The organism is Paraburkholderia pallida (genome assembly GCF_004524855.1).
GTDB classification, from domain to species: domain Bacteria; phylum Pseudomonadota; class Gammaproteobacteria; order Burkholderiales; family Burkholderiaceae; genus Paraburkholderia; species Paraburkholderia oxyphila.
On the sequence record NZ_CP038149.1, the window covers coordinates 2,417,919 to 2,440,959 of the forward strand.

The following is a 23,041-nucleotide window of genomic DNA, read 5'->3' on the forward strand; positions in this document are numbered from 1 at the left end:
CGGGGCCGCGGCGGCATCTCCTTATTTCCCACGCCTCACTCGTACGCGCGCTTGTCCCGGCGCGTCGCCTTCATCCGCTTCGCGTCCGCAGGGGCCTGGGCCGGATGCGCCGCGTCTGCGCGCATATTCCAGGCAAGGCAGGCGGCCACCAGCAGAAGCGCCGCCGAAATCGCCGTATCGGCATGCAGGCCGCTCACGACCTGCGCGGCCGACCCGCTGCCCGTGAGCGCGCCGAACGCCGCCACACCTACCGCGCCGCCCGCCTGGCGCGCCGTATTGAGCAGCGCCGAGGCCGTGCCCGCACGCGCCGGCTCGACCGACGCCAGCACGGTCGTGGTCATGGCCGGCACCGCGAGCCCCATGCCGCCGGGAATCAGCAGAAAGGCCGCGAGCAGGGCGACGAGCGGCGTATTCGCATCGACGGGTATCAGGAGCGCATAGCCAAGCCCCGCAATGAGCGCGCCGCTGATCATCGGCAAGCGCGTGCCGTAGCGGGCGACCACGTGTCCGCTCGCGATGTTGGAGAGCAGAAAGCCGCCCGTGAGCGGGATGAAGGTGAGCCCCGCCTGCAACGGCGACTGGCCGCGCGCATGCTGCAGGAACAGCGCGAGCACGAACACGGTGCCGTAGTAGGTCAGGTTCACGCACACGCCGAACAGCACGGCCGCGCTGAAGGTGCGGTTGCGCAGCATGGCGAGCGGCAGCATGGGCGCTTCGATGCGCGCTTCGAGCGCAACGAACGCCGCGCCCGCGGCGAAGGCGAGCACGAAACCACCCCACACGGCCCAATGCGCGAGGCCGAGCGGCCGCCATTCGATCACCGCGCCCGTGAACGCCGTGAGCGCGACGACGGCGAGCAGCTGGCCGCGCACGTCGAGGCTGCGAGGGCGTGGCACAGGCGCGCCGGCCGCAGAGGGCGCGCCCGGTGCCGCCGAGGCGCCGGTCTCGCGGCGCGATGCGGGAATCCACGCCAGCGTGGCGGCGAGGCCGGCCGCGCACAGCGGCAGATTGACGAGAAAGATGCTGCGCCAGCCGAACGCGGCAATCAACAGTCCCCCGGCGATCGGCCCGGCGGCGATGGAGATGGCGCCGGCGGCCGTCCAGAAGCCCACGGCGCGGGCGCGCAGTGTGCGCTCGTGGCGGCAGGCTTCGTTGAGCAGCGCGAGCGAATTGGGCAGCATGGCGGCCGCACCCGCGCCCTGCAGCGCCCGGGCGGCGATCAGCAGGGCCGGATTGGCGGCGAGCCCGCAGGCCAGCGAGGCGAGCGCGAACACGACAAGGCCGGCCGCATACATGCGGCGCGCGCCGTAGCGGTCGCCGAGCACGCCGCCCGAGAGCATCAGAACGGCGAAGGCGAGCGTGTAGGCATCGACGATCCATTGCAGCCGGGCGACGTTAGCGTGCAGATCGGCGGCGATGCGCGCAAGCGCGATATTGACGATGGTGACGTCGAGCTGGGTCACGACGAAGCCCACGCTCACGGTCGCCACGACGCGCACAAGCGCGGGCGTGAAGCGGACGGGCTGGTCGGGCTGCGACGGCGGGGCGGAGGTAGATGACGTATTCATGCGACTTATCTTAGGACGCTGGCCGCTTCGACGTTTCAGTCCGGCGTGAAAGGTCGAAGCAAGCCGCATCGTCCGACGCCGCTCGCCATCGCCTTGAGCCCTTGCCTGTCAGCCTTGCGCACCGACGCCGCAGGAAATCTCCCTACACCGGCGCAATTAAGAGTCCTCTTATGGGCGGCCTTTGCACATCTCCACAGAATTGCACCCGCTTTGTTCGTATAAGGGAGGTCTCAATGCGTATCGCGATTCTTCAGCGCGACGCCGCCCAGCGTGGGCTGATCGAGCGTACGCTCGCCCAATCCGGGCACGCGTGCATGCCATTCAGTGACGGGATTGCGCTTGCCAAGGCGTTGGCCGCATCCACCGTCGACATGCTCGTGCTCGACTGGCAGGGCTCGCGGCTCTCGGGCACGGAATTACTGAAGACGGTGCGCGCCGTGAACGGCAATCAGATTCCGGTGCTGTTCGCCTCCGAGGACGCCTCGGACGAAAGCGTGGTGCGCGCGTTCTCGGTGGGCGCGGACGACTACGTGAGCCTGCCGGTGTGTCCGTCGGTGTTTCGCGCGCGCGTGAACGCACTGCTGCGGCGGGCCTTTCCGGATCGTTACGACAATGTGGCGCTCGACGCCGGCCCGTATCACTTCGACATGGCACGTCAGCCGGAAAGCCTTGTCACGCCTTGGCTGTTCAATATCTGTTCAAAATTCGTTCAAAACTCTGCTGGCTTTACGTGCGGCGATCGCTGCGCACGAAGCGCTGTTATCGACCCATTCGCGCCCTTCAGCTGATTCTTGCGAATTTCATTATCACGCGCCAGAGCGGCCGCTCTGGCTTGTGCAGACCGAATTGGCGTCACTGAGGCCCCTCGAACCGAGGTCTTTGTCGACGCTTACGCGCAAATTGTCGCATCGCGGGATCACCCAAGTAACGAGTGCCCGCAAGGCCGCACGAACCTGCCGCCGCACGTGACCACGCTGCCCCATCAGGTTTCCTTCACAACCGGTATAAAATGCTCGGTCGCGCCGCGTGGCTTCGTTTTGCAGAGTCAACGTACGCGTGCACACCGTTCTGGCTCAACTGTTCTCTTGAGCTGCCGTAAACTACACTTATATACTGCGTGATATAGTGGCGAGCCTTCAAATGCACGAGCATGCCGAGGACGATCTGGCGCTAATTGAGGCTAGGTCGCCCAACGACGCGTACGATATTTGGGCGTTTTTGGAAATCGTTGACGGCAGTGACGAACTTAAGGACCGCCTATGCAGTTGGCACTATCGGCAGACGCACAAGGACCCGCAGTTAGACTGTAAGGCGGTGGTGGCCCTGCAGCAGACGGGCTATAACGTGTATCGCATGTATTCGTTGGAGATGGAGTGGGGAAGGCGGCACTACCGCATTCTCTATGCGTACGAGCCTGCGACCGATCCAGATGACGAGATGTTTCATATTCTGGCGGTCGTATTGAAGCGCACGGACGACACCGTACCGGAACTCCGAGACGAAGCTTACAATTATGAACCTGACCATCGTATTACCCTACGCGTCCGCAGCGACTACGAAGAACTGGGTCTTGCGATCAGACACTAACGCCGTTGGGGCCTCCTCATCGACGGGAGGTCTGGTAGTGAGAGTCGTTAGCGAATCCAGTAATGTGACGCCCACAGAACAAGCATCACGGCGCAGCCCTCGTTCTTTGGTTCAACGCCGCGAAGAACGCGATCCGGCATTTCGAGAGCAGATGGTTGCTGCACGTGTTCGCGCGGCCACTTCGATGTTTAGCTCCAAACCAAATTCGATCGCAGCGGCGCGATTACAGGCGGGGTTATCACAAACCAAACTCGCCGAAGCCATCGGTACGAGCCAATCTCACATTGCAAAAATTGAGGGCGGCAAGGTCCAGATTCAGTTCTCGACCGCAGTTCAGCTTGCCGACGCTCTAAACGTCACCCTAGATTCTCTGCGCGGGCTGATCGAGCAACAGTCAACCAACATTGTGGAAGTTCAATGAGTCGCCTCGCGTACTGCCATTTTTGCGATGATGTGCGGATCGAACTAGGCAATAAATCCTCGTTGATGGGACTCTATGGGGGCGAGTTGATAGTTCCTTCGTTCCCTTTCGTCCTCCCCAAGCTCGCGATCATCATATTTGTACGCACGCCAATTGACCAGCCGATGCGAACGCTGGCCTTTGAAGTCCGTGAAGGATCAAATGTCTTGGCGCGGCATGAAGTATCGTCTGAGGAGCTCGAAGCGACACAAAAGTCACTTCTGAGTCGCAATAACACCGAAGAGCCGGCAACGAGCCTGTCCCTCGGCTCGAATGTATTCCTTGTCCCGTTTGCGATTGACGGCCCGAAGGTCATCAAGGCATCGGTTATTTGCGATGGAGAGGAAATAACCGCTGGAAAGCTATTCGTACGTCGGGCGGATTAATCGCCTTCCTTGACGATCTTGTCGAATTGTTAGCCGGTCGCGAGCCTCTTTAACCGGCTACACCTAGTTTTCGTAAGTCATTGTTGGCCGAACGCTGCAGGATGCTACCGGCCGGATTTTGCACTCGATTGGCTGTTTGCCGCGTGTCAGTCGCTCGGGTAACCTCAGGCACCAGAGATCTTGACGTTGATTGGCTCCATCCCTCGTGTATTAGCATACAGATCGGCCGTGGCGTCTGTCATGTGGCCAAGAAGCGCTTTCGTATCGACGCCGCCTTGCTCGAGGTAGAGTCGCTTTGAAAGGCTTCGAATCTCGTGGAACGTTGGCGCGTTCCCGTCTGGGATCCCAGCGAGGCGACGAGCTTCGGTAAACTTCTCGGAAATCGTCTTAAGCTTGATCGGTCTGCCCTTCGGTGCCGCCGGATTGCCCCTGATGTGGTGGATCAGGTACTTGCTGACGACGCCCGTTGACTTGCAGCGCGCGATCACGTCGGCGAGCGACATCCCGATCGCATCCATGCGGAGTTCATTCGGGATGGCAATCCGAACGCCCGTTTTCACGCGTGTGAGCACTGAGACACCGCTATTGCTGAATGAGCGCTCCCAGCGCCCGATAGTCGCGCGGTCCTGCCCGGAGACGAGTGCTAGCAACATGGCGTTCGGCAGCCACAGCGCAACCTCGGGCGCCTTCGCCAGAATTGCCCGGAAGGCTTCCAGCGAGAGGCGCTGACGCTTCACCTTCACCTGTGGCCGCTCGGTCGGCTCGGCCGGGTTCTTCTCCATCCAGCCTAGCGCCATGCCCTTCCTGCACACGGCGCGAACACGGCTGCGCACCTGGAGCGCCCAGCGCATCGCGCCGCGCTCTTCAATGGCCGTGAGCATATCTGCGACGTGCTTAGTTGTGAGCGCATCGCAGTGAATGTGACCGATCGCATCGCTGATCGCCTTGTCGAGATACTTGCGCGAGCGGATCGTGTTCACCTTCTCGCCGGCGGGCATCCGCTTTAGCAGCACAGTGATCGTCTCACTGTGCGCATCCATGCGCTCGACAAGCCGCTTCGTCACCACAACCTCTTTCGCCTTTGCGTTAGCTTCGAGCACCTCGAATATCGCCTGCTCGAGCGGGACGTTGCCGAGTGCGATCGTCTTCTTCGTGATCGGGTTGCGCCACACGAAGTAGCCGGGCCGCGGCTCGTGCAGATTCTCAGGCCAATTGGCCCTGCGGCGGATGCGGGGCCTAGCTGCCATAGCCGAATGCCCTGTGAACGAGTCGCGGCTTTTGCACGCCATTGCGGAAGACGGCCTTGTCGTCGACGTAGTACGAGCGGCCGACCTTCTCTGGCGCCGGGAAAATCTTCCGGTTTTTGATCCACTGGCGCGCCGTGCGGATTGCGGGCGGCGGATCGAATTCGCGCTTGAGCCATTCATCGAGTCGAATCTTCATTGTTCATTTCCCCGTGCTTGTTTCGTGTGTTGCTGGTTCCCGTCTATGGGAGAACGGTTACCTCTCTCACTCCCAAATCCGGCGTAGCTGCCTGAGAGATAAGACTGGCGGGCGCTCATGCTACGATCGACGCAAAACGCACTGATATGCGGAGAAGCGCATGTACGCTATAGAGAGCGAAAATAGCTGGTCGCAGCAGACGTTCAAACTACTTGTTGCCTTGAACAGTGGCTCAATTGTTGCGTTGTTGGCACTGTCACAGGCACTCGTATCTAACGGGCATTTCCGCGATTTAAAGTCATTCTTGCTTTGGAGCATGGCCATTTTCCTCGGGGGCATCTGCTTTGGCGTCATTGCGTTCAGGTCGAGAGCTCGGGCTATGGGTGCGATGATTGCTGGAAGCGGCGAAATTCCTACGAAAGTCATGTACCAATCGATGAATCGTGGACAGACCGCATCCGCGATGTCGTTTCTTCTATTCGTGCTGGGCGCTGTTTGCATGGGTTTGGGCATGGCCTTGAGGCTTTGAGTGCGCAACGCGAACGTCATTGAGTTCGGCTGGCGTTGTCCGGTGCTCAAATCCTCGTGAGCGGTGGTCAGAACACGCATTCGCACGGTTTCGTGTCAAATAGCGGCTGAACCGCAATGATCTTTTTCGCCTGCGTCCAAAAGCGCTGCGGCTGGATGTGTTCGGTTGCCGGCACGCCTGCGGCCTTCATTCGCTCAAACCGGTCTTCCATGTCTTCCAGATAGACCGCGCCGCTCTCGTCGTGGTGGATCGAATAGCCGATTTCGTCCTCGGCCCACTTCGCCTTGAGCCAGATGTCGGGTCGTGTGCAATAGACGACGTACCAGTGCTGCCAGCCAGCCTTCAGGCACCCAACACAGTTCGCGTGTTTGAACACGCCGTAGGTGTTCGGCAGTGGGATGCCGATTTCAAGCGTGCTCACGATCGTGCGTTCGCTCCAGAGCGCGACCGGATAGTCAGTTTTCCAGCCCATCGCACCCATGATCGAAGACCTGCGCTGGATGCGCCCGGTCTCATTGGCATCGAAGCCGTAGTAGCAAACCGTTTCATCGGCGTTTGCGTTGGCGGCCAGCCACTTCATGAACGGTTCGGTCTTGAGCACGCTGGTGCAAAGCTCGGAGCCGCCGTCGACCTTGAATGCCTTTTTCGCCACCGTTACGTCGAACTGGTCCAACTGCGCATTCGCATGACTCGCGTACGTGACCGGCAGCCGAAGGTAGCCCGCGACCTCCCGCTTGAAGCGCTTGATGTCGGCGTCTTCGGTCCAGAACGGCAGATCGTGGTTGAGCAGCACGATTTCGTCGTCGGGATAGCGGCGCGCCACCTCGATCGCGACGCGGCCGGAGCTATGGCCGCCCGAGTAACAGACAACTCGCTTCATATGCGTCTCTGCGTTAGTGGTGGGTCAAGTGCTGCGTGCTACGATTTCCCTCGATCCATTGGGGAGCCAAAACCATGCAAAAGAAAATGGACGACCTGAACGGCGCATACGAACGCTTGCAGGCCGCGCGAGCTAGATTTGAGAAAGCGTCGAACGCGCTGCGCGAGCGGCCCGACGGGGACTTCTCGGAACTTGCGCGCGCGCTCGAGGAGTTGAATTTGGCGCAGAAGCTCTTTGCCGACGCCGCGGCGAAGATAGTCAAAAACTCGGGATGACCCATGCTCGTCTCACTCAATCGGTTGGGGTTCAAGCTGCTTGCGGACGGCTGCGGCGCGTGACTGCGAACAGCCCAGGTACTTCCGGATCTCGGTCACGGTCGCGCGCAGCGTGCCGGCTGTGACTGCGTTCCTGACTCGGGTCACGTCGTCGGTCTGCTCGACTACTGGCAGGCGAAGCACAGGGGCGGACTCTGCCGCGACCGGCTGCGCGACTGACGCGGCGGCGTGACTCTCGGGCGTGACTGGCTTCGTTACTTCGGCGTTACTCCTTTGCTGGGCGGGCGTTACCGGGATTTCAGTCACGGTCGCGGCACGCAGCGCGAGCAGCCAGGCGAAGCAGGCGACAGCCTCAAGCACGCCCGCGAAGGCGAGGCCGGCAATCAGGTCGGCGCGGGCAGCGGGCAGGCCGAAGGCGGTCATAGCGCCGGTTACCGGGTCGGCGAGGGCGGCAGCGCGTGCGGCGGCGGCGCGGTCCTGCGCTGCCTCGACGCGGAGCGCTTCCGCCTTCTCGGCATCGAGCGCGTCCAGCTTGGCCGCGAGCGTCGCGCGCTCGATGCGCAGCGCCGGACACGACTGGGCGCAGCGGCGCTCCGTTACTCGCGCCAGTCGCGCTACTACGCCTGCGCGGTCACTGGCGATCACGGCCAAGTCACGACCATGCGCAGTCACGACGGGCACGGCGGCGGCGCGCAGCTCGCCAGCGTGACGGGCCGCAGTCAGGAAAAAGACGGCGTGACCGTAGCAGGTAGCGACGATGCAGCCGATCCAGAGCAGGGCGCCAACGGTGCGCACTCGCCAGCCGTGCGACCGAACGAGGGCGGGTAGCAGGTGAGCGGCCACGACCAACACGACGCCGACTGCGACCCACAGCGCGCGCTCGGCAAAGAAGCCACCGCGCTGCAGGCCTGACTGGACGGAGAGGCACGCTGCAGTAACGGTCGCTGCGACCGCGAGCAACGCTGGTAGCGTTCTCATTGGCATGGGGAGACCTCTGCCATTGCGCTGATATATATGCCTTGTGACCGGCCGGTAATAGGCGCACCATGGGTTAGGGAATCGTACTTTCGATCTCGCGATGGTCTTCCCAACTCTCTACGGGAGGATCTATGGAAACTCGCCTCGACACATTCAATGGTTGGCAAATGAGGGCAGTAGTTGAAAGTAGGCTCACCTTTAAGGGCGAGGCACAGTACTACATCGTTGAGCCCGTCACATACAAGGAATCTTCGGTAGACGCGCCGCGGAATCAAGCGGAAGCGAGTGGCGACTATGGTCCGTTTGATAGTCCTGATGCTGCCTTCAGGACCGCCTTTAAAGACTGTAGGCGTGCCATCGAGCGTGTGATCAGATTGCGCAATCGGCGAAGTTTCAGCTAGAGCGTTTCCGATCGCTGCGGGCGTCAAAAAGGGGCGGCTAATGTGGGCCGAGATCGTCTCATGCGTGCCGAATGAATGGGCCACCACGCCTGCGAGTAATTCCGGGCAGGTGTTCATTGGCACCGCTCCGGGCGACTGGGTATGCCGAGTGCGCAGTAAGAACCATGTCCGTGAATAGAAGCGGACGAGGAGGCGCGATGATGCGATGGCGCACGGAAGTATTCCGCGGGCGTGTAATGACTGCCTGCATTGACGAGACGATTGACGAAGCCGGTCTGATGCAGGTCTACATCACTCGCCCGTATGGCTACTACACGCCTCCGCACGGTTCGCTGCGGCAGCCGGACATTCAGGGGCACTCGTGCGGACCGTTCACCAGCGTTTATGCGGCGTACGCAGCTGCCTTCAACGATTGCAGGCGTTGTATCTTGCAGGACGTGACCAGAGAAATTGTCGGTCACCAGGTTTGATTTCCATTCCATCAATTGTCTCGAAAAAGGACCGGCCCATACGGGCACCGGCCAAGACACACAACGCCACCCACGGTGGGTGCCGTCGCGAAACTGTTTTATGCGGCCGCGAGGCCGTCGTATTCGCGATCCGCGAAATCCGGATCACCGGGATAGCGTTGCGAGCCGTCTGCGCGGTTCCAGCAGAACAACGAGCCTTGCCGATGCGGGAACCAGTAGCCGGTGCACGTGCACGTGACGCGTGTCGTGTTGCGGCGATTCATCCAGCGGTCGACGCGGTAGTCGCGCTTGCCGCAGACATCGCACGCGGGCACGCCAGGTACTCGGACAGCTTTCGCTTCAAGCAGCGGCGCGTGGCGCAGTGGCGGCAGCGGACATGGCAGCGCATCGTGCTCACTCCCAGACTCGCGGGTAGGGCGAGCCGGCGTCGAGCTCGTACTCGCGGGCGCGCCGATCGATCAAACCGATCGTTGCCCAGAAGGATCCGCTCACGAAACCAAGCGAGAATCCTACGCAGAGAACTAGCAGGACTACTAAGAAGATGAACATCAAGATCTCCGGTGAGCTTTTACGGGATCAGGCGCAGCGTTGCACGTTGCAGCTGACCGGCGCGTTCATGTCGTCCAGCTAAGCCTGAATCGCCATGAGCGCGGCCAGGGCTGCGAGCGCGACGCAGAGGCGCATGCCGAGCTTGATCGTTCCCATTACGCACCAGCGCGGAGGGCGACGAGCACGTACCAGAACACACCAACTCCCGCGCCGAGCAGCGCGACAGCAGCTACGCGCTTCACGCGGCTGTAGAGGTCATCGCACGCGGCGAGCAGGGCGTTATCGCAAGCGATTCGATTCATCTCTCAATCTCCATCAGGTATCGCAGCACTGAGCGGGGGAGTCTCGTCCTATCTGCCGTTGGAGACCGTTACGGGCTGTTTAGAGTCGCCGCGCCGACTTGAGACGCCCCCGCTCAGTGCTTCGGTGAGTGCGTGAGAGGGATGTTACCCAAGGGTAAAGTTTAAGGTCAATACCTATGGGTAAAATTTTTTGCAACACGGCGCGCCGATGCTTCGGCGCGACTCGGTCAGTTCATGACCGCGTTATAGACCGCGAGGCAAAATATGATGAAAAGCAGATAGACGAAGCCGCGTACCAGGTTGTCGTGGATGCTAGACGTTGGCGGGGGAGCGTAGGTAGGAAATTCCCGCTCGCTAGCTTGCACCCGTGACGCATCAGGCGCCGTTTGTCGCGCTGGCACAACAAGAGGAAAGTCCCCCTTGGAGAGCGCGACGCCAAAGAACGTGCGCGATCGCGCTGTTTTTCCAGTTCGGGTAAAGAGCGCCGCAGCGAGGGCGCGGCAGTCATCGAGTGCATTATGCGGATTGGGTCGCTCTATGCCGAGATGCTCGCAGATCGTGTCGAGCTTGCGATTTGGCACCGGGAGATGGTCGCTCCACCATATCTGCCGATAGGAGCAGCGCCATGGTTTGCTGCGGACTTGCGGGATGATGTGCGCGAGCATGCGGAAATCGAACTCGGCATTGTGGGCGATGAGGATGTCGGCGCGCTCCAGCAACGCCGTCACGCGGGATCCATCGAACTGCTTGCCTGCCACCTGCTCGGCCGTTATCCCATGGACGGCCAGCGCACCCGCGCCGATCTGGACTGACGGCTCGCGCAGCCCGTAGTACGTGTCGAGTTCACGTACCAGGCCGCCCTTGGGGAGATCAACCTCAAATAGGGCAATGCCGAGGCTGATCGGCTCGTCGTTGGGGCCGAGCCCCGTCGTCTCGGTGTCGACGATGCCTAAGATGGCCGTTTCGAAAGGCGCTTTAGTACCTGACGACCTTGGTTTTGACGACTCCGCAGATTGTGGCGTTTCCATTGACTTGCATTATTCGGTTTGGCCAATCTGGGTTCAGGGCGCGGAGATACTTCTTGCCGTCTTCTATGATGAGCTGCTTGAAAGTCGCCTCTTTCTCATCGTCGAGCATCACCACTACGAGCGCGCCGGACTCGGCGTGGCTCTGCGGCTCGACAAGGATCAAGTCGCTTTCGCGGAACGAAGGCTCGCCGGCCGGATTGAACATGCTCAGGCCGCGCACCCGCAGGTAATACGCTCGCGGCGATGCTGCAATCGGTGAGAGAAGCCATTCTTGTGCGTCTTCAACAGCAAAATTCCCCACTACTGACTCCCAGGCTCCGGCCTGTACCCAGGAGATCAGCGGCAGCTTTCCTCTCACTTCCGGGCCAGGCTCTACATTACGATCGTGTAGGCTACCTTCCGAAACCGTAGGCTGGCTAGTGAAAAGGCCCGATTTTTCCGCTGTATTCACAGAATTGACATCTGGCCCGCTTTGAAGTAGCGAGCCAAGAGGCGCATCAGAGTCGAACGCGCCTTTTTGAAGGCCAAACGTGCGTTCGATGTGGTCGACCATATCCTCGCCGATGCGCTTTTTCCCGGCGCGACCCTCGGGCCAAAGCATCCTACTCACGTAAGAATCCGATTTGTCGATCCTTTTCGCGAGCGACGCGGCGGAGCCAGCACATAGCTGGTCACGAATTTCTATAAGACGCAGGCGGCGTCGTTCGAACTTGTCCATAGGCGGCATTCTGGGGTGGGCTTTACTTTGAGGTAAATTCCCCATGGGTATTGACATGATATTTACCCATGGGTAAAGTTCCGGCATGGACAAGCTGCTCGCATACCTGAACTCACTCTCGCCTGACGCGCAACGCGACTTCGCGCGCCGCTGCGGGACCACCATCGGCTACCTGCGCAAGGCGATTAGCGCGGGCCAGAAGCTCGGCCTCGAGTTGTGCATCAAGCGCATGTCGTCGCCTTCATGAAGCAGGCGCCGACGTTCACGGCGTTTAAGGTGACCCGCGAGCTCGCGCGGCATCTAGGCGTTTCCTTCAACGATCCGGTCGCATATCGCGGCGCCGATCGCCTGATCCAGCGCGAGCGCAAGGCCGGGAACATCGGCCCGTCTGATCCAAGCCGTGGCCGCTCGGCCTACTGGAAGTGGAGGGGCGCGAAGTGACGAAGCGCACCACATGGCCGATGCGCCTCGAAGACGGTGCGACTGGCATCGGCACGGCAACCATTAACGACGGGGCGCCGCGCGAGCGGCCCGCGCCGCAGCCGATCAGCAAGCCGGAAGCTCCCGGCGCCGCGGCGAAGAAGGCGACGCAAGCCCTCGGACGCCTAAAGGCAGGCGCGATGAACCAGACGGAGGAGCGCTACGCCCAGCACCTCGAGCAGCGCAAGCAGGCGGGCGAAATCGCATGGGTCGGCTTCGAGGCGTGGAAGTTCCGGCTGGCCGACAGCACGTTCTACACGCCCGACTTCGCGGTGATGCTGGCCGATGTCCGAGCAAGAAAGATGGGTATTACGGAGGAAGCAGAGTGCAGCCAGTGAAAGTCGAGATCAAGCTGCCGATGCCTGCGGCGCCGCGGCGCACGTGGGTGAATGGGCGATTCAAGAACGAGCGAATCATGCGGCAAGTGCATGCGATGGCGTACGGGTTTCGGCGCTGCCGCGAGAAAGATGCGGGCGGCGAGGAATACATCGTCCACGTGCTCGCGCAGATCCCGAGCGGGTATCGCTTCTTCGTGAAGAGCTGGCAGTGGGTGACGAAGGATCTGGCCTGGGTGGACGCGCTCGTCGCGCTCAACTGGGACACGTTTCGCCCGTTTCTGGAGAGCGGCGACAACGAATGGCGCGCCGAGGTGCCGGCATGAAGCCTATCCGTCTGCAGGTCGAGATGCCTGTCATTGGCACATTCAGCATCAAGGGGCGGTCTGGTTCTGGTGAGATCGAGCAGCCCGTCGAGACGACGGTTATCGGGTTGCGGCGGCGCGAATACAACGGCGTACTGGTCGCGCGTAGCGCAATGGCGCTCGCGTTCGTGCCGGAGCAATTCCGGCGACACCTGCGCGAGGCGAAGAGGCTGGTCGATGGGGAATACGCCTGGTGCGTCGCCACGGCGGCGGCCAACAAGAAGTCGCTGGCGCCGTTCATGGCTAGCGGTGATCGTGAATGGGGAGTGGAGGAAAGCAACGTGAGCGGAATCAAGGTGAGCAGCAGCAAGTCGAACATCACGAAGCATCGCGCGACGCTTGACGAGAAGGTCATGCTGCGCGTGCTGTCTGAGGCAGTTGCCAAGGCTGCAGGCATCGATTTGGATGCCGACGGTGTCAGCGTTCGTAGCTTTGTCACGAGCCGCGATAGCAGCACAGGCTTCCACAAGGAGGCCGTGGTCGAAATCACGGTTGATCATGATGCCCAGCCTCGGGCTGCCGACGAATGAGCGCACACGCCTACATCCAATACGACGACGTGCCCGAGGCGCTGCTCGAAACGGCGCTGCGACATCGCGACACGCTGACCGGCGCGCGCCTGATCGCGTTCGACAACTCGCTGTTCAGCGGCGAAATCGTTGACGCCTCAGATGGGCGAGCGCAAATCGAGTTCGCATGGCCGCGCGACGTCGAGCTGCGGCACGCGTTAGCCGATTGGCTGACTTATCAGAGCATCTCCTTCACGGTCGTCATGTGACCGAATACAACACAATCCACAAGGTGACTATGAACGCAAGGCACGAAGGCATTTTCTCCAGCGCAGACGAAGCAATCACGTTCGCCTGCAACTACTCGAGCCAGCAATATGCTCTTTCGCCGATGGCGAAAATCATGCAGCGCGGCGCGTACGGCAGTGGCCGCGGGCTGGTCGGCCTGGACGGCGCCGGGCAGGCGGGCATGGTGTTCGCTGAGCTCGACCGGCTCGACTACTGGCAAATGGTGGCTCTAGTGGCGGGCAAGGCAATTCGCAGCGAGCGGTGCGACTGCACTCGCGCGTGCTGTCGCGGTTGGAAGATGACGGAGCTCTTCCGTGAGGCGGTGTTCCAGCTCGCGGACCACGTCGCAGCGGCGCTGCCCGTTGTGCCGCCTGTGAAGGAATTCCGCGTCGCCGTGATCATGAAGTACTTCGGCGAGAAGGTGAATCCAATGGATGTCGCGGAAAAGCTGGAGATCCCGGATCATGCGGCAGAGCGCCACGCAACGGCGATCCGCAAATGCGTCCGCGAGCTTAAAAAAAACGGCCTCACGGCGCTAAATGAGCGGCTAGACGAGATCGGCATGCTCCTGTCGAACGTTTGAGCGGCACGAATGCGTCCGTTTGTGGCAGGACTGAGCCAGCCGGCAGGCGCCGAGATGCGGCCGGCTCAGAACGACCCTCTCCGTTCATACGCGGTTGCTATCGCTCGAAGGCCGCTTCCAAAGGTGCAACGGTCACTCATGCCATCACGCCGGCCAGCCCGTAGGGCCATGGCCGCCGTTCGTCGGATATCAAATTAAGGGATACAAGTCCGCTGACGAACGCGCAAAACTCCTGCGCAGTGGCGGCTTCGATCGCATCGCTTGACGTTCGCCCCGAATTCGCCGGAGTGAATGATACTGCGAGGGAGGAAAATGCTTCCGAAAGACCTAAACTAATATCCAATGCAGGCAGTTTACGATACTGGCCAGCACCCCGGGCCAAGATTCAATTGACGCGGAAAGTACATCGGCTGCCGAAGCCCTCTGGGGGAAATGTTCATGAAGACTCTGATAGTACTGGCATGCGTAATGCTGTCCGCGAACGCGTTTGCAGAATGTGCGACGAACGCCCGTGGCGAGACGGTCTGTGGCAACGGACAGACGGCCGGGGGCTACAACCGGAACACGGGTACGGCCTGGACGTCCCAGACGAACCAGAATGGAGTGCGAACGACTCAGACCAACCGGGGCGGCGAGGCGAAGACGATGAATGGCAAGGGCGTGGTTAAGGGGCCAGGCGGGACCACCTGTTACCGGACCGCGAACAGTCACGGTTGCAACTGACAACCCTTCGACACCCATCGCTGCATTCGCCTCAATGGCCCGCTGCGAGTAACTTAACGCCGACGGTCCTCTGTCAGCGGCACACCTGATGCTCGAATGTCCGCAAATGGATTGAGGTAGATGACCGGACTTGGCTGACGGCTAACGCAGACCTCAATCGATCGCTGATCGCAGCTGGTATGCGAAAGGCATAAATCGAGTCAAGGTCACTCAGGCCCGATGCAGCGGAAGGTCCGGTGTTCGGGCTCAAGAGAAACTTTGCGGTAAGGCGCACCCCGCCGTCCCTCAACACGTCTCAAAGTGGCGTCACGTTGGCACGGCGAAACCTTCGTCATCAGCCAGGACGGACATCGCGCCGAGTCAGTCACGGCTGCGGTTTCAAGCGATCTAGCTGTGTGGCATCCCCAACGGGCAACGTGAAATAAAACGTCGCGCCCTGATCCGCGTTATTTTCGGCCCAAAGCCGCCCGCCGTGCATTTCGATAATCGAACGGCTGATCGACAATCCGAGGCCAAGGCCTTCGCGCTTGGAGGTAAAAAACGGTTTGAATATCATCGCGAGCTGGTCGCTGGATAGGCCGGACCCACGATCGCGCACTGCGACGCGCATTATCCGGGGACTTTCTAGCGTGATGAACACGGCCACCAGGCGATCGCTACGCTAATTGGTTGTAGCTCTGTAAGAATGTCTTTTCAAAACAGACTTGCACCGATCTGTGAATTCGAAAAGTGGTGGAGCACGCATTGAAAGCGAAACGCAACTTGAACACGTTCGGGTTTTTCATTACACGATAGATTTTCTTCGGAATACAAAATTTTGTTACGCTGTAATGTCAGCACACGTGCCGAATGAAACGTGCAATACATGCAGTCAGCGGTGGTACAGCGATTCACGATTCTGCGGGGACGTCATGAGAACTTCTAATCAGCTATTTGCGAAATCTAGATCTAGATTGCTGGTTCTGACAGGAGGATTGCTGCTTTGCGGGTGCGAAACCTCACCTTGGTGGATGGGGCTGAACGGCGCAAACCGGCCGGCAGACTATCTTTACAGCAGCAACCAGTCGATCACTGAACGCGCACAGAAGCTTTCTGTAGATGAGGAAAGCTGTTACCGGATAGCGGCCGGCGAGGATCCCGCTACGGTCGAGGCATCCCCGGCGAGTGCGGCTTCCGCAGGCAACGGCGCATCTGGAGCACATGTCGCCAGAACCGCCGACCAGATCCAGACGTCAGCACGTGCCTGTCGCGACCACGTGGTAGGAGAGAACCTCGCGTTCATCAACGAGATGTGGAGCATGTTTCAGCGAGACTACTTTGCCCGCAGCGGAACCACTACCACCTTCTTCGAATCTTCCGCGATCGGCCTAGGGGCTTTCGCTGCCGTTTCGCCAGCAGGCACCGCGCACATACTTGCGGCGACAGCTGCTACCCTAAGTGGTCTGGGGACGTCGATCCAGAAGAATCTGCAGGGCGGCCAACTTTCGTACGTCTTGCTTGCACAGATGGACGCGGATCGCGAGCAGATCGGGGCGCAGATCCGGCTAAATCTGCTGCTTGACTACGGCAAGTATCCACTGTCTGTGGCGATGTACGACGTTGCGTCCTATGCAGGCTCCCTATCCGTGCCTTCTGCTCTGGCGAACATCTCTGCGGCGACAGGCGCGAAAAAATCGCAGGCTGTGGCGGCTGTCTATGGTGCTAGCGCGGCTTCGGCAGCCTCTGCGGCTTCGGCTGTAGCCGCGGCTTCTGCTGCCTCTGCGGCTTCGGTGGCCGCCGCAGCTGCGGCTTCTGCTGCCTCTGCGGCTTCGGCGGCGCCGCAGCCGCCGCTTCGGCAGCCTTTGCGGCTTCGGCGGCATCAGGAGCGCAGTAAGCGGACGTTCATCGAAGCTTCACGATCGTCCGTTTCGGGTCGCACTGAGTCGGTCACTCGCGACCACTCGCGGTCGCGTCCATGCAAAAGGCATGAGTCAGTAGCCGCCAATTTCGGTCACTCGACAGAGGGATGCAGATCGCCGACAATTTCACGTGCGGTGGTGAAGGTGCCGAGGCTAACTCGGTTAAAAAATTTGATTCCAGGAATATTGAGGTTCTTCTTGTGCTTGGTCCAATTTTTAAAATCACAAAAACCTGCAAATCCTGCATGTGGTCTACGACCGATAGCGCCGGGCCTATGGATAAGAATTATCGCGATTTCCTAAATCCGCCTCCTGTTAACAGGCTTCTGAATTTTTTTACAACCAAGAAAAAATTCGTTTGCCCAAAGTGTGGCGGGAAGAATTTTGAGGAAAAAAAGACGGTTGTGGCGCTCGGCTGAATCGGGCCTCCTACAGGCGATTATCCTTAGCAATCACCGTGGCCTAAAGTTTTCCCTAGAGATGTCGTTATACCTAGATGTGAGAGGCGGAACCGGCGAACGAGGCTGAGTGTCTTTTCTCAAAGTCACGGACTCACTAGTGCTGCGCGCTGACTCATGAACGAAAACCTACTACTTTTCACAACGAGGACGCGCAAATGGACTATGGCGTATATTCGGTCAAAAGCGTTGCAGATTCCAAGATAAAGAGCCTTATTAGAGATCACAAGTCGTTCGTCATCGAAGACATAGACAGAACGAACTTCTCAGAAGCCGTCTCCCATATCGAAAAAATGATCGAGGACGAGGGATTGCGTTGCCGAGTATACACAAAGGGCCGGGCAGCGGCGGTTGCTGCTGCTGCCATTCCTGTCGCGCCCACAGTGATCGGTGGATGGGCTGCCGGTATTGGCATTGCAGCTCACAACTTGGTGACGTTCAACCCGGACTACGAGATTGCAAAGAATATGATTATGGGTACCTTGACGATTGAGTACAAGAAGTAATTGACGTGGCGTGCACCCGGTTCCTTGCTCGCTTAAGCCACACAGTAGGGGAGAAGGCATCCCATTCATTTCGCTATCTATAGCGAGAGGCAAAGGACCGGTGTACTTCAAGAAGCGACCGCTCATCCGCTTGGCAGCGTGTGACCGATCAGGGGCGGGAAGCGCCGTCCGTTCAAAGGGAAAGCCAAGAAAAAGCCCACCGACTCTGAGAGAAACGGCGGGCGTCATATCGAGTCACCGTCCAAGCGCCTCAATTAGTTGCTGGGTGAGCTACGCAGCAGAGAAGCAAATTATCAGACTAATCGCGCGGAGTCCATGTTCCGAAACCTTCGCGCTGTCCAAGCTGCCACTGCGCCTGCCTCCGCAGCAGCCGTAACGCAGTAACCATGCCTCTCGCGGCCAAGCAGTTATTCCTCGCGCGGCCGATCACTTACGCGTGCATGCGTGCGAGGTATTCCAGGTGGGTTAGCCGTTTCGGAACGCTCCACGCCGCGCGGAGGCAAGCCGGGACGGGGAAGTGTGGAGGATCTGCATCGGATATTCCCGTGCGGTCAAGGCGGCGCCGCCTGGCCTTGGGTCATTCGAAAGGCACCCAGCCAACGGTGTCGTCGCTACCTTTCTGTAGTTGCCAGGTCGCGCCTGAATTCACGTTCATGAGAAACATGTTCTTAGCCATAATGCCAGACATGAATATCTGATAGTTGGGCCTACCCGGAGTTACAGGGTCCGGTACCCGACTCTTGAATCTGGGCATCTCCTCCCACGCCAAATCCCCGCTCTTCGTCGCTACCAATTGGAAGACATTGCCGGTGAATTTATCCAGTTTGAACGTCCATCGAACCGCCAACTCCGATTGAACAATCTCGAAGCGGGCGTCCACGGGAACATGGGTTACGACGCTTTGCTGATTGATCGTATCCGTTTGAGCTTTGGTGCCGGCAGATATGAACGCCAAGCTCGAAACTAAGCTGGCCGCGAGAAATCGATTCATTTTTTGCATGTTGTGCGATGCGAGGCGCGGCATCGACTACGTCCATCCGTAGGCACGCCGCGCTCAGAAAATCCGGTTACATAGCGGTTAGACGGACGTCGAAACGCAAAAAGCCCAGTCGCAATGACCGGGCTAAGTGCTTGAATTCTTTGAGGTGGCTGATGGGGCTCGAAGCCACGACAATAGGAATCACAATCTAGGATCCTTCCTACCCAACATGCTTGCCCTTGCCCTTGCCCTTGCCACGCGGCGCGACCGCCCAATTGGTCACATTATAGAGTGGTGCGCTGTCCGTTCGTCGGAAGAATCGTCGTAACGGCCAAAAAAGAGCCCCATCGCAAATGATGCCCGGCGTCAGGCCGAGCCACCGTCCTCAGTACTCGGCCGGTTACAGGTTGTGCAAAGCAAGCGGAATGTAACCTAGCAGACGGAGCGCGCTTAGTCCATGTTTCGAAACCTTCTCCGCATGAGCAACATCGGCGCATCCCTAGTTGCGTGAAATGATTGCGGGACCTGGTACTTTGAGCGGCTACGGAGGGCGATAAGAAAGGGGTTATCGAGGATTGCCAATGAACTTGGCGAAATGTCCGCGTTCGGCCAGGAACTGATACTCGCAACTGACCGTTTCGTGGAGGGTCGCCACGCTGGACGACTGCTCCGTAGAATCGTAGACGCGCGGGCGGCGATGCCGTTTCCCTATAGATAAGCTAACCTTACATATTTAACCCAACTGCAAATTCTCTTGATTGCCTTCGGATCTGAATAACCCATCGAGTGTGGCGTGATCAATCTTTTCGCACCGTGGACCGCAGAGGTTCTCCAAAATCCGCATATTGATGAGAAATTTTGCGCGTGCAGGTCTGATGATACTTCCGGAGACGCTTCAGTCGTGACATCGAAGCAGAACGACGCAATATCGGGTCGACCTCCTATGCCCCATTTATGAGAGGTAATAAGTCTCGCCACCACACTGACGGGCGCAATCAACAAAAGAGAGAGTGGCGCGTTCAACCACATTGCCCAATTCATTTCCCCAATTACCGCAACGGCAACCACAATGGCGACGAGAATCAATACCAATCTGAAAGGGAGAAGTCGAGTGCTGTCAGAAATGGTGGCAAACGAAAATAGCAGACTTTCAATCCGTTTGATAGATTGCAAGACGAACAGGCCAATGTGCGCCTCGTCGCCTCTGTGCCGGATGCACAGCAACGGCACTTCCGTTGCGCTTGGATTCAACCCTTGATCGTGGATTTTCGAATTAGCCAATTCAGTCGAAAATTCTAGCTTTCGGTAAAAAATCGGATACGCAAAAAAAGCAATAACAGTATATGCCACTCCAAACATAATAGAACACCAATTCCAAAGTGATAGCTTGGCCACCAACAGTATTGGCGCGCCAAGCCACAAAGAGAATGCCCCGGAATAAAGTCTGTAGAATAATGTTTGACGGTACCTGAAAACTATAAACGGAGTACCCAAGGTTATCAGGGCAAGAATGTGTGTAGGTTTTCGTAGCCTGGAGACGGCTCTGAGCGCGATGTTGCCTCCGTGACTGTGTGCGATGATCACAATCCATGGCGACGCTCTGTCGATCGACATCTCTTCGATAAGGTTTATTAGTTCTCTTTCGGCAGATTTCCGCGACGCGAATGAGTTTTTTCCATCCCAATTGAACGGTGTGACTGCGACGTCGTCGCCGAATTCTGTTCGCAAACTCCTAACTAGCGCTGACGAATCTGCCATCCATGGCGCATTTGTGGCAAAAGTGCCGTGAACGAGGATGAACTGAATATTCGGCACTGGCACAACCCCGTCGTTTCGGGTCGACATGGGAACGCTCCCAGGTGATGAGTCAAACAGATCAAAGCTCGTCAGTGACAGCGAAACATTTACACTATAGGAAACAAATTCAATCCTTCGCAATTTACACTCGCGGATCACCGCTATGCAATCCGTCGACGTCAGAAATTGACACGAACGAAAGATGTCTCCGCGCGTAGATGCTTGAGTGGGTTTGCTTGAACAAGATTTCACCGTTATCCATTTACTTAAACCGCGCTAGCATTGCGGCACGATTGACCGCTTTCGGACACCAAGTTCAGCGAGTTGAAAGACCGCTTAGGGTCGGGAAGCGCCGTCTGTTCAAAAGGAAAGCCAAGAAAAAGCCCGCCGATTCTGAGGGAGACGGCGGGCGTCATATCGAGTCACCGTCCAAGCGCCTCGATTAGTTGTGGGTTGGAGTTACGCAACAGAAAAGCAAACTACCAAACTAATCGCATTGAGTCCATGTTCCGAAACTTTCGCGCTGTCCAAGCTGCCGCTGCGCCTGCCTCTGTAGCATCAGCAACGCAGTAACCATGCCTCTCGCGGCCACGCCGCTAATCCTCGCGCGATCGCTTCCCACTCCCGTCGATTACCGCCTGTTGGCGCGGGGTCGGCTCGTCGGTCAAACACGGCTCGACGTCGAGCTCGCGATTGAAGCATTCCCACACTGGCCCCGGCACGTTGTAGGTGCCGTCCGGTCCCATAAACCTCCGAACCTGATTGGCGCGCAGGATCGTCGAGCGCAGCCGGTGGATCTCCCACAGCAGCTCGAGGACAATCGGCTCCGGGTGCTCGTTCCAGATCTGGGCGAGGCGCGCGGCGGTGAGTGGCGGGCGATGCGGCACGATTTAGCGCGAATACTGTATAAAAACACAGTATAGCCAGGACCAACGCCGTCTTGGCTATGATTGGGGGTTCGCCACCTGGAGCTTCCCATGTGCACGAACTACGCCGCGGCGCGCCGCGACCAGCTCTTCAAACACTTCGGTGTCGAGCCACCCGAAAGCCCGTGGCGCGATGATGTCTGGAAGGACTATCCGGCGCCGATCATCCGGCGCGTCGACGGCGCTGAGCGGGCCGACGTGGCGACGTTCGGCATTGTGCCGCGCAAGCACATCCCTCCCGGCGTGAAGCCCTTCGATACCATGAACGCGCGGTCGGAGACGGTGGGCGAAAGGCGGAGCTTCAGCGGCGCATGGAAGAAGCAGCAGCTTTGCCTGATTCCGGCTGACGCGTTCTACGAACCGAACTACGAGAGCGGGAAGGCAGTGCGCTGGCGCATCAGCATGGCTGACGGCACGCCGTTCGCGATCGCCGGTCTGTGGCGAGAATGGAAGGAGGAGACGGGTGCAGCCCTATCGTTTACCATGCTGACGGTCAATTCCGCCGATCACCCGCTAATGAAGCGTTTTCACAAGCCTGACGATGAGAAGCGCTCGGTCGTCATCCTGCCGATCGACGAATACGACGGCTGGCTCGCGAGCAGGTCGACGGACGAGGCGCGGTCGTTCCTGAACCTTTTCCCAGCGAAGAAGATGCATGCGGAGGCGTTCCCGGCGCCGCCGCGCGCGAAGAAGGCAGTGGAGACCGGCGCATAGCGCGCGCCGCATCGAGCGCTTGCCATCCAATGAGGCCCGTCACCGCGACGGGCCTTTTTCTTTGTGCGCGGCAGCGCGCGGATTTAGTCCTCGGCGTCATTACTTGAGCGGTCTTCAAGCTGAGGGAATGGTGCGCCGCTCGGAAGCTCCTCGGATCGAGCCTGAGTGCGCCACGTGATGGTTGTGATTTCCTTCACGCGGTCGATGATCGGTTTTGCGTCTTTGCCAAGCTTACCGATCGCAACCCCTGCGTCACCGACCAGACCCCACAAGTGGTCCAAGTCGGACATACGTTTGTGGAGCTCAGATTGCAGCCTCTCCAAACGCATAAGCAGCCTGCGCTGATGCTTTTCTTCAAATTTGTCCGACTCGGAAATCAACCCGCGTAGCTCATTGATGAGCTCTTGGACACGATCCAGGTCACCCTGAGAAAACTCATAAGCGAATGCGGTCCCAATCTTCGCCTGCATCGAGCGCTCTAAGTTCGCAAGTCGCGCTTTAGCAGCCTTTCTTTTGCATTGGCCGCCAATGTTCTCAATGAACCCAGCCAGCTTCTTGCAATCCGATTCGACATCTCCAGTCACATTCGGGGCTGTAGGGCGGTCCGAGACGGCAATGAGTTCGCCATCCAGCATGCTCTTGATCAGAGCATATGCCTCCAACAGATACTCGTAATCGCCTTCGTCCCATGTCGCGCCGAACTCGGCCCGACGGGCGAGTTCATCGTCTATTTCAAGGACCGCGTCATAGGGGCGTTCCTTTACTGCAATGAAGAAGTCTTCCTCGAAGTTAATCGCCATTCCCGTCCCCATGTTCAAGATCTGAAAATGCAAAAAAGCCCGCATTGAGCGGGCTTCCTTTTGCATCGCATCTTCCAAAATTTGGAATTTCATCTTCCAAAAATCT

31 protein-coding genes are annotated in these 23,041 nt (G+C 59.0%); 17 read left to right on the forward strand and 14 right to left on the reverse strand.

The features are described 5' to 3' along the window. Positions 1 to 35 precede the first annotated feature (35 nt). On the reverse strand, positions 36 to 1,568 hold the full coding sequence (locus E1956_RS25905) for an MFS transporter (protein ID WP_134754148.1): 1,533 nt from the start codon (positions 1,566 to 1,568) through the stop codon (positions 36 to 38). Between the two features lie 233 nt (positions 1,569 to 1,801). Here E1956_RS25905 and E1956_RS25910 point away from each other — a divergent pair, with 233 nt between their 5' ends. From E1956_RS25910 to E1956_RS25925, 4 genes are all read left to right on the forward strand, one after another. Further along, positions 1,802 to 2,356, forward strand: a complete 555-nt coding sequence (locus E1956_RS25910; RefSeq protein WP_167760113.1) for a response regulator transcription factor — start codon at positions 1,802 to 1,804, stop codon at positions 2,354 to 2,356. A gap of 352 nt (positions 2,357 to 2,708) precedes the next feature. Then, a complete protein-coding gene (locus E1956_RS25915) occupies positions 2,709 to 3,155 on the forward strand; it encodes a hypothetical protein (RefSeq protein ID WP_134754152.1) in 447 nt (148 codons plus the stop codon). 37 nt (positions 3,156 to 3,192) lie between these two features. Further along, a complete protein-coding gene (locus tag E1956_RS46295) occupies positions 3,193 to 3,576 on the forward strand; it encodes a helix-turn-helix transcriptional regulator (RefSeq protein WP_197732873.1) in 384 nt (127 codons plus the stop codon). Then, the gene (locus E1956_RS25925; protein WP_134754155.1) at positions 3,573 to 4,001 is read left to right on the forward strand and encodes a DUF6941 family protein; all 429 of its coding nucleotides are present in this window, start codon (positions 3,573 to 3,575) and stop codon (positions 3,999 to 4,001) included. The genes E1956_RS46295 and E1956_RS25925 overlap by 4 nt, the downstream gene beginning before the upstream one ends. Positions 4,002 to 4,165: 164 nt before the next feature. Here E1956_RS25925 and E1956_RS25930 read toward each other — a convergent pair whose 3' ends face one another. Continuing rightward, the gene (locus E1956_RS25930; protein ID WP_134754157.1) at positions 4,166 to 5,290 is read right to left on the reverse strand and encodes a phage integrase central domain-containing protein; all 1,125 of its coding nucleotides are present in this window, start codon (positions 5,288 to 5,290) and stop codon (positions 4,166 to 4,168) included. Next, positions 5,238 to 5,444 carry an excisionase gene (locus E1956_RS25935; protein ID WP_134754159.1) on the reverse strand — a complete coding sequence of 69 codons (207 nt, stop codon included), beginning with the start codon at positions 5,442 to 5,444 and terminating at the stop codon, positions 5,238 to 5,240. The genes E1956_RS25930 and E1956_RS25935 overlap by 53 nt, the downstream gene beginning before the upstream one ends. 160 nt (positions 5,445 to 5,604) lie before the next feature. On the opposite strand from E1956_RS25935, the gene E1956_RS25940 reads away from it, so the two are divergent. After that, positions 5,605 to 5,973: a hypothetical protein gene (locus tag E1956_RS25940; RefSeq protein ID WP_134754161.1), complete on the forward strand. Its 369-nt coding sequence runs from the start codon at positions 5,605 to 5,607 to the stop codon at positions 5,971 to 5,973. Between the two features lie 67 nt (positions 5,974 to 6,040). Here E1956_RS25940 and E1956_RS25945 read toward each other — a convergent pair whose 3' ends face one another. Continuing rightward, the gene (locus E1956_RS25945; RefSeq protein ID WP_134754163.1) at positions 6,041 to 6,853 is read right to left on the reverse strand and encodes an adenine nucleotide alpha hydrolase family protein; all 813 of its coding nucleotides are present in this window, start codon (positions 6,851 to 6,853) and stop codon (positions 6,041 to 6,043) included. Positions 6,854 to 6,939: 86 nt separating this feature from the next. Here E1956_RS25945 and E1956_RS25950 point away from each other — a divergent pair, with 86 nt between their 5' ends. Beyond that, positions 6,940 to 7,128, forward strand: a complete 189-nt coding sequence (locus E1956_RS25950) for a hypothetical protein (protein WP_134754165.1) — start codon at positions 6,940 to 6,942, stop codon at positions 7,126 to 7,128. Between the two features lie 12 nt (positions 7,129 to 7,140). Here E1956_RS25950 and E1956_RS25955 read toward each other — a convergent pair whose 3' ends face one another. Beyond that, positions 7,141 to 8,088 carry a hypothetical protein gene (locus E1956_RS25955; protein ID WP_232071620.1) on the reverse strand — a complete coding sequence of 316 codons (948 nt, stop codon included), beginning with the start codon at positions 8,086 to 8,088 and terminating at the stop codon, positions 7,141 to 7,143. Positions 8,089 to 8,704: 616 nt separating this feature from the next. Between E1956_RS25955 and E1956_RS25960 the strand changes: the two genes are divergently transcribed. Next, on the forward strand, positions 8,705 to 8,977 hold the full coding sequence (locus tag E1956_RS25960) for a hypothetical protein (protein ID WP_134754167.1): 273 nt from the start codon (positions 8,705 to 8,707) through the stop codon (positions 8,975 to 8,977). A 98-nt stretch (positions 8,978 to 9,075) separates the two neighbouring features. Here the strand turns inward: E1956_RS25960 and E1956_RS25965 are convergent, their stop codons facing one another. From E1956_RS25965 to E1956_RS25975, 4 genes are all read right to left on the reverse strand, one after another. Further along, positions 9,076 to 9,291, reverse strand: a complete 216-nt coding sequence (locus E1956_RS25965; protein WP_197732874.1) for a hypothetical protein — start codon at positions 9,289 to 9,291, stop codon at positions 9,076 to 9,078. Between the two features lie 390 nt (positions 9,292 to 9,681). Further along, complete coding sequence (locus E1956_RS46300) at positions 9,682 to 9,828, reverse strand: hypothetical protein (RefSeq protein ID WP_167760116.1); 147 nt, start codon at positions 9,826 to 9,828, stop codon at positions 9,682 to 9,684. 227 nt (positions 9,829 to 10,055) lie between these two features. After that, positions 10,056 to 10,856 (reverse strand): exonuclease domain-containing protein, encoded by an 801-nt coding sequence (locus E1956_RS25970; protein WP_134754169.1) that lies wholly within the window; start codon positions 10,854 to 10,856, stop codon positions 10,056 to 10,058. Next, positions 10,804 to 11,574, reverse strand: a complete 771-nt coding sequence (locus E1956_RS25975; protein ID WP_167760117.1) for a S24 family peptidase — start codon at positions 11,572 to 11,574, stop codon at positions 10,804 to 10,806. The genes E1956_RS25970 and E1956_RS25975 overlap by 53 nt, the downstream gene beginning before the upstream one ends. Positions 11,575 to 11,659: 85 nt before the next feature. Between E1956_RS25975 and E1956_RS46305 the strand changes: the two genes are divergently transcribed. From E1956_RS46305 to E1956_RS26005, 7 genes are read left to right on the forward strand one after another with little or no spacing between them, the layout of a single operon-like run. After that, positions 11,660 to 11,821 carry a hypothetical protein gene (locus E1956_RS46305; protein ID WP_167760118.1) on the forward strand — a complete coding sequence of 54 codons (162 nt, stop codon included), beginning with the start codon at positions 11,660 to 11,662 and terminating at the stop codon, positions 11,819 to 11,821. Next, complete coding sequence (locus E1956_RS25980) at positions 11,818 to 12,015, forward strand: hypothetical protein (protein WP_167760119.1); 198 nt, start codon at positions 11,818 to 11,820, stop codon at positions 12,013 to 12,015. The genes E1956_RS46305 and E1956_RS25980 overlap by 4 nt, the downstream gene beginning before the upstream one ends. Next, complete coding sequence (locus E1956_RS25985; protein WP_134754175.1) at positions 12,012 to 12,392, forward strand: hypothetical protein; 381 nt, start codon at positions 12,012 to 12,014, stop codon at positions 12,390 to 12,392. Before E1956_RS25980 ends, E1956_RS25985 begins: the two co-directional genes overlap by 4 nt. After that, a complete protein-coding gene (locus E1956_RS25990) occupies positions 12,380 to 12,715 on the forward strand; it encodes a hypothetical protein (RefSeq protein WP_134754177.1) in 336 nt (111 codons plus the stop codon). Before E1956_RS25985 ends, E1956_RS25990 begins: the two co-directional genes overlap by 13 nt. Next, the gene (locus tag E1956_RS25995) at positions 12,712 to 13,284 is read left to right on the forward strand and encodes a hypothetical protein (protein ID WP_134754178.1); all 573 of its coding nucleotides are present in this window, start codon (positions 12,712 to 12,714) and stop codon (positions 13,282 to 13,284) included. The genes E1956_RS25990 and E1956_RS25995 overlap by 4 nt, the downstream gene beginning before the upstream one ends. Continuing rightward, a complete protein-coding gene (locus E1956_RS26000; protein ID WP_134754180.1) occupies positions 13,281 to 13,532 on the forward strand; it encodes a phage portal protein in 252 nt (83 codons plus the stop codon). The genes E1956_RS25995 and E1956_RS26000 overlap by 4 nt, the downstream gene beginning before the upstream one ends. Further along, positions 13,529 to 14,134 (forward strand): hypothetical protein, encoded by a 606-nt coding sequence (locus tag E1956_RS26005; protein WP_134754182.1) that lies wholly within the window; start codon positions 13,529 to 13,531, stop codon positions 14,132 to 14,134. The genes E1956_RS26000 and E1956_RS26005 overlap by 4 nt, the downstream gene beginning before the upstream one ends. Before the next feature lie 1,087 nt (positions 14,135 to 15,221). Here the strand turns inward: E1956_RS26005 and E1956_RS26015 are convergent. Continuing rightward, the gene (locus E1956_RS26015; RefSeq protein WP_269467641.1) at positions 15,222 to 15,503 is read right to left on the reverse strand and encodes an ATP-binding protein; all 282 of its coding nucleotides are present in this window, start codon (positions 15,501 to 15,503) and stop codon (positions 15,222 to 15,224) included. A 265-nt stretch (positions 15,504 to 15,768) separates the two neighbouring features. Here E1956_RS26015 and E1956_RS26020 point away from each other — a divergent pair, with 265 nt between their 5' ends. Then, positions 15,769 to 17,058, forward strand: coding sequence for a hypothetical protein (locus tag E1956_RS26020; RefSeq protein ID WP_134754186.1), 1,290 nt, complete (start codon positions 15,769 to 15,771; stop codon positions 17,056 to 17,058). A 313-nt stretch (positions 17,059 to 17,371) separates the two neighbouring features. Further along, positions 17,372 to 17,719 (forward strand): hypothetical protein, encoded by a 348-nt coding sequence (locus E1956_RS26025; protein WP_134754188.1) that lies wholly within the window; start codon positions 17,372 to 17,374, stop codon positions 17,717 to 17,719. Positions 17,720 to 18,296: 577 nt separating this feature from the next. On the opposite strand, the gene E1956_RS26030 is transcribed toward E1956_RS26025, so the two are convergent. The 3 genes from E1956_RS26030 to E1956_RS26040 form a co-directional block, all read right to left on the reverse strand. Further along, on the reverse strand, positions 18,297 to 18,743 hold the full coding sequence (locus E1956_RS26030; RefSeq protein WP_134754190.1) for a hypothetical protein: 447 nt from the start codon (positions 18,741 to 18,743) through the stop codon (positions 18,297 to 18,299). Between the two features lie 663 nt (positions 18,744 to 19,406). Further along, positions 19,407 to 20,543 carry an esterase/lipase family protein gene (locus tag E1956_RS26035; RefSeq protein ID WP_134754192.1) on the reverse strand — a complete coding sequence of 379 codons (1,137 nt, stop codon included), beginning with the start codon at positions 20,541 to 20,543 and terminating at the stop codon, positions 19,407 to 19,409. Between the two features lie 548 nt (positions 20,544 to 21,091). Then, positions 21,092 to 21,382, reverse strand: coding sequence for a hypothetical protein (locus E1956_RS26040; protein WP_134754194.1), 291 nt, complete (start codon positions 21,380 to 21,382; stop codon positions 21,092 to 21,094). A gap of 90 nt (positions 21,383 to 21,472) precedes the next feature. Between E1956_RS26040 and E1956_RS26045 the strand changes: the two genes are divergently transcribed. Then, positions 21,473 to 22,135, forward strand: coding sequence for an SOS response-associated peptidase (locus E1956_RS26045; protein ID WP_134754196.1), 663 nt, complete (start codon positions 21,473 to 21,475; stop codon positions 22,133 to 22,135). A gap of 83 nt (positions 22,136 to 22,218) precedes the next feature. On the opposite strand, the gene E1956_RS26050 is transcribed toward E1956_RS26045, so the two are convergent. After that, the gene (locus E1956_RS26050) at positions 22,219 to 23,028 is read right to left on the reverse strand and encodes a hypothetical protein (RefSeq protein ID WP_134754198.1); all 810 of its coding nucleotides are present in this window, start codon (positions 23,026 to 23,028) and stop codon (positions 22,219 to 22,221) included. Between the last annotated feature and the right edge of the window lie 13 nt (positions 23,029 to 23,041).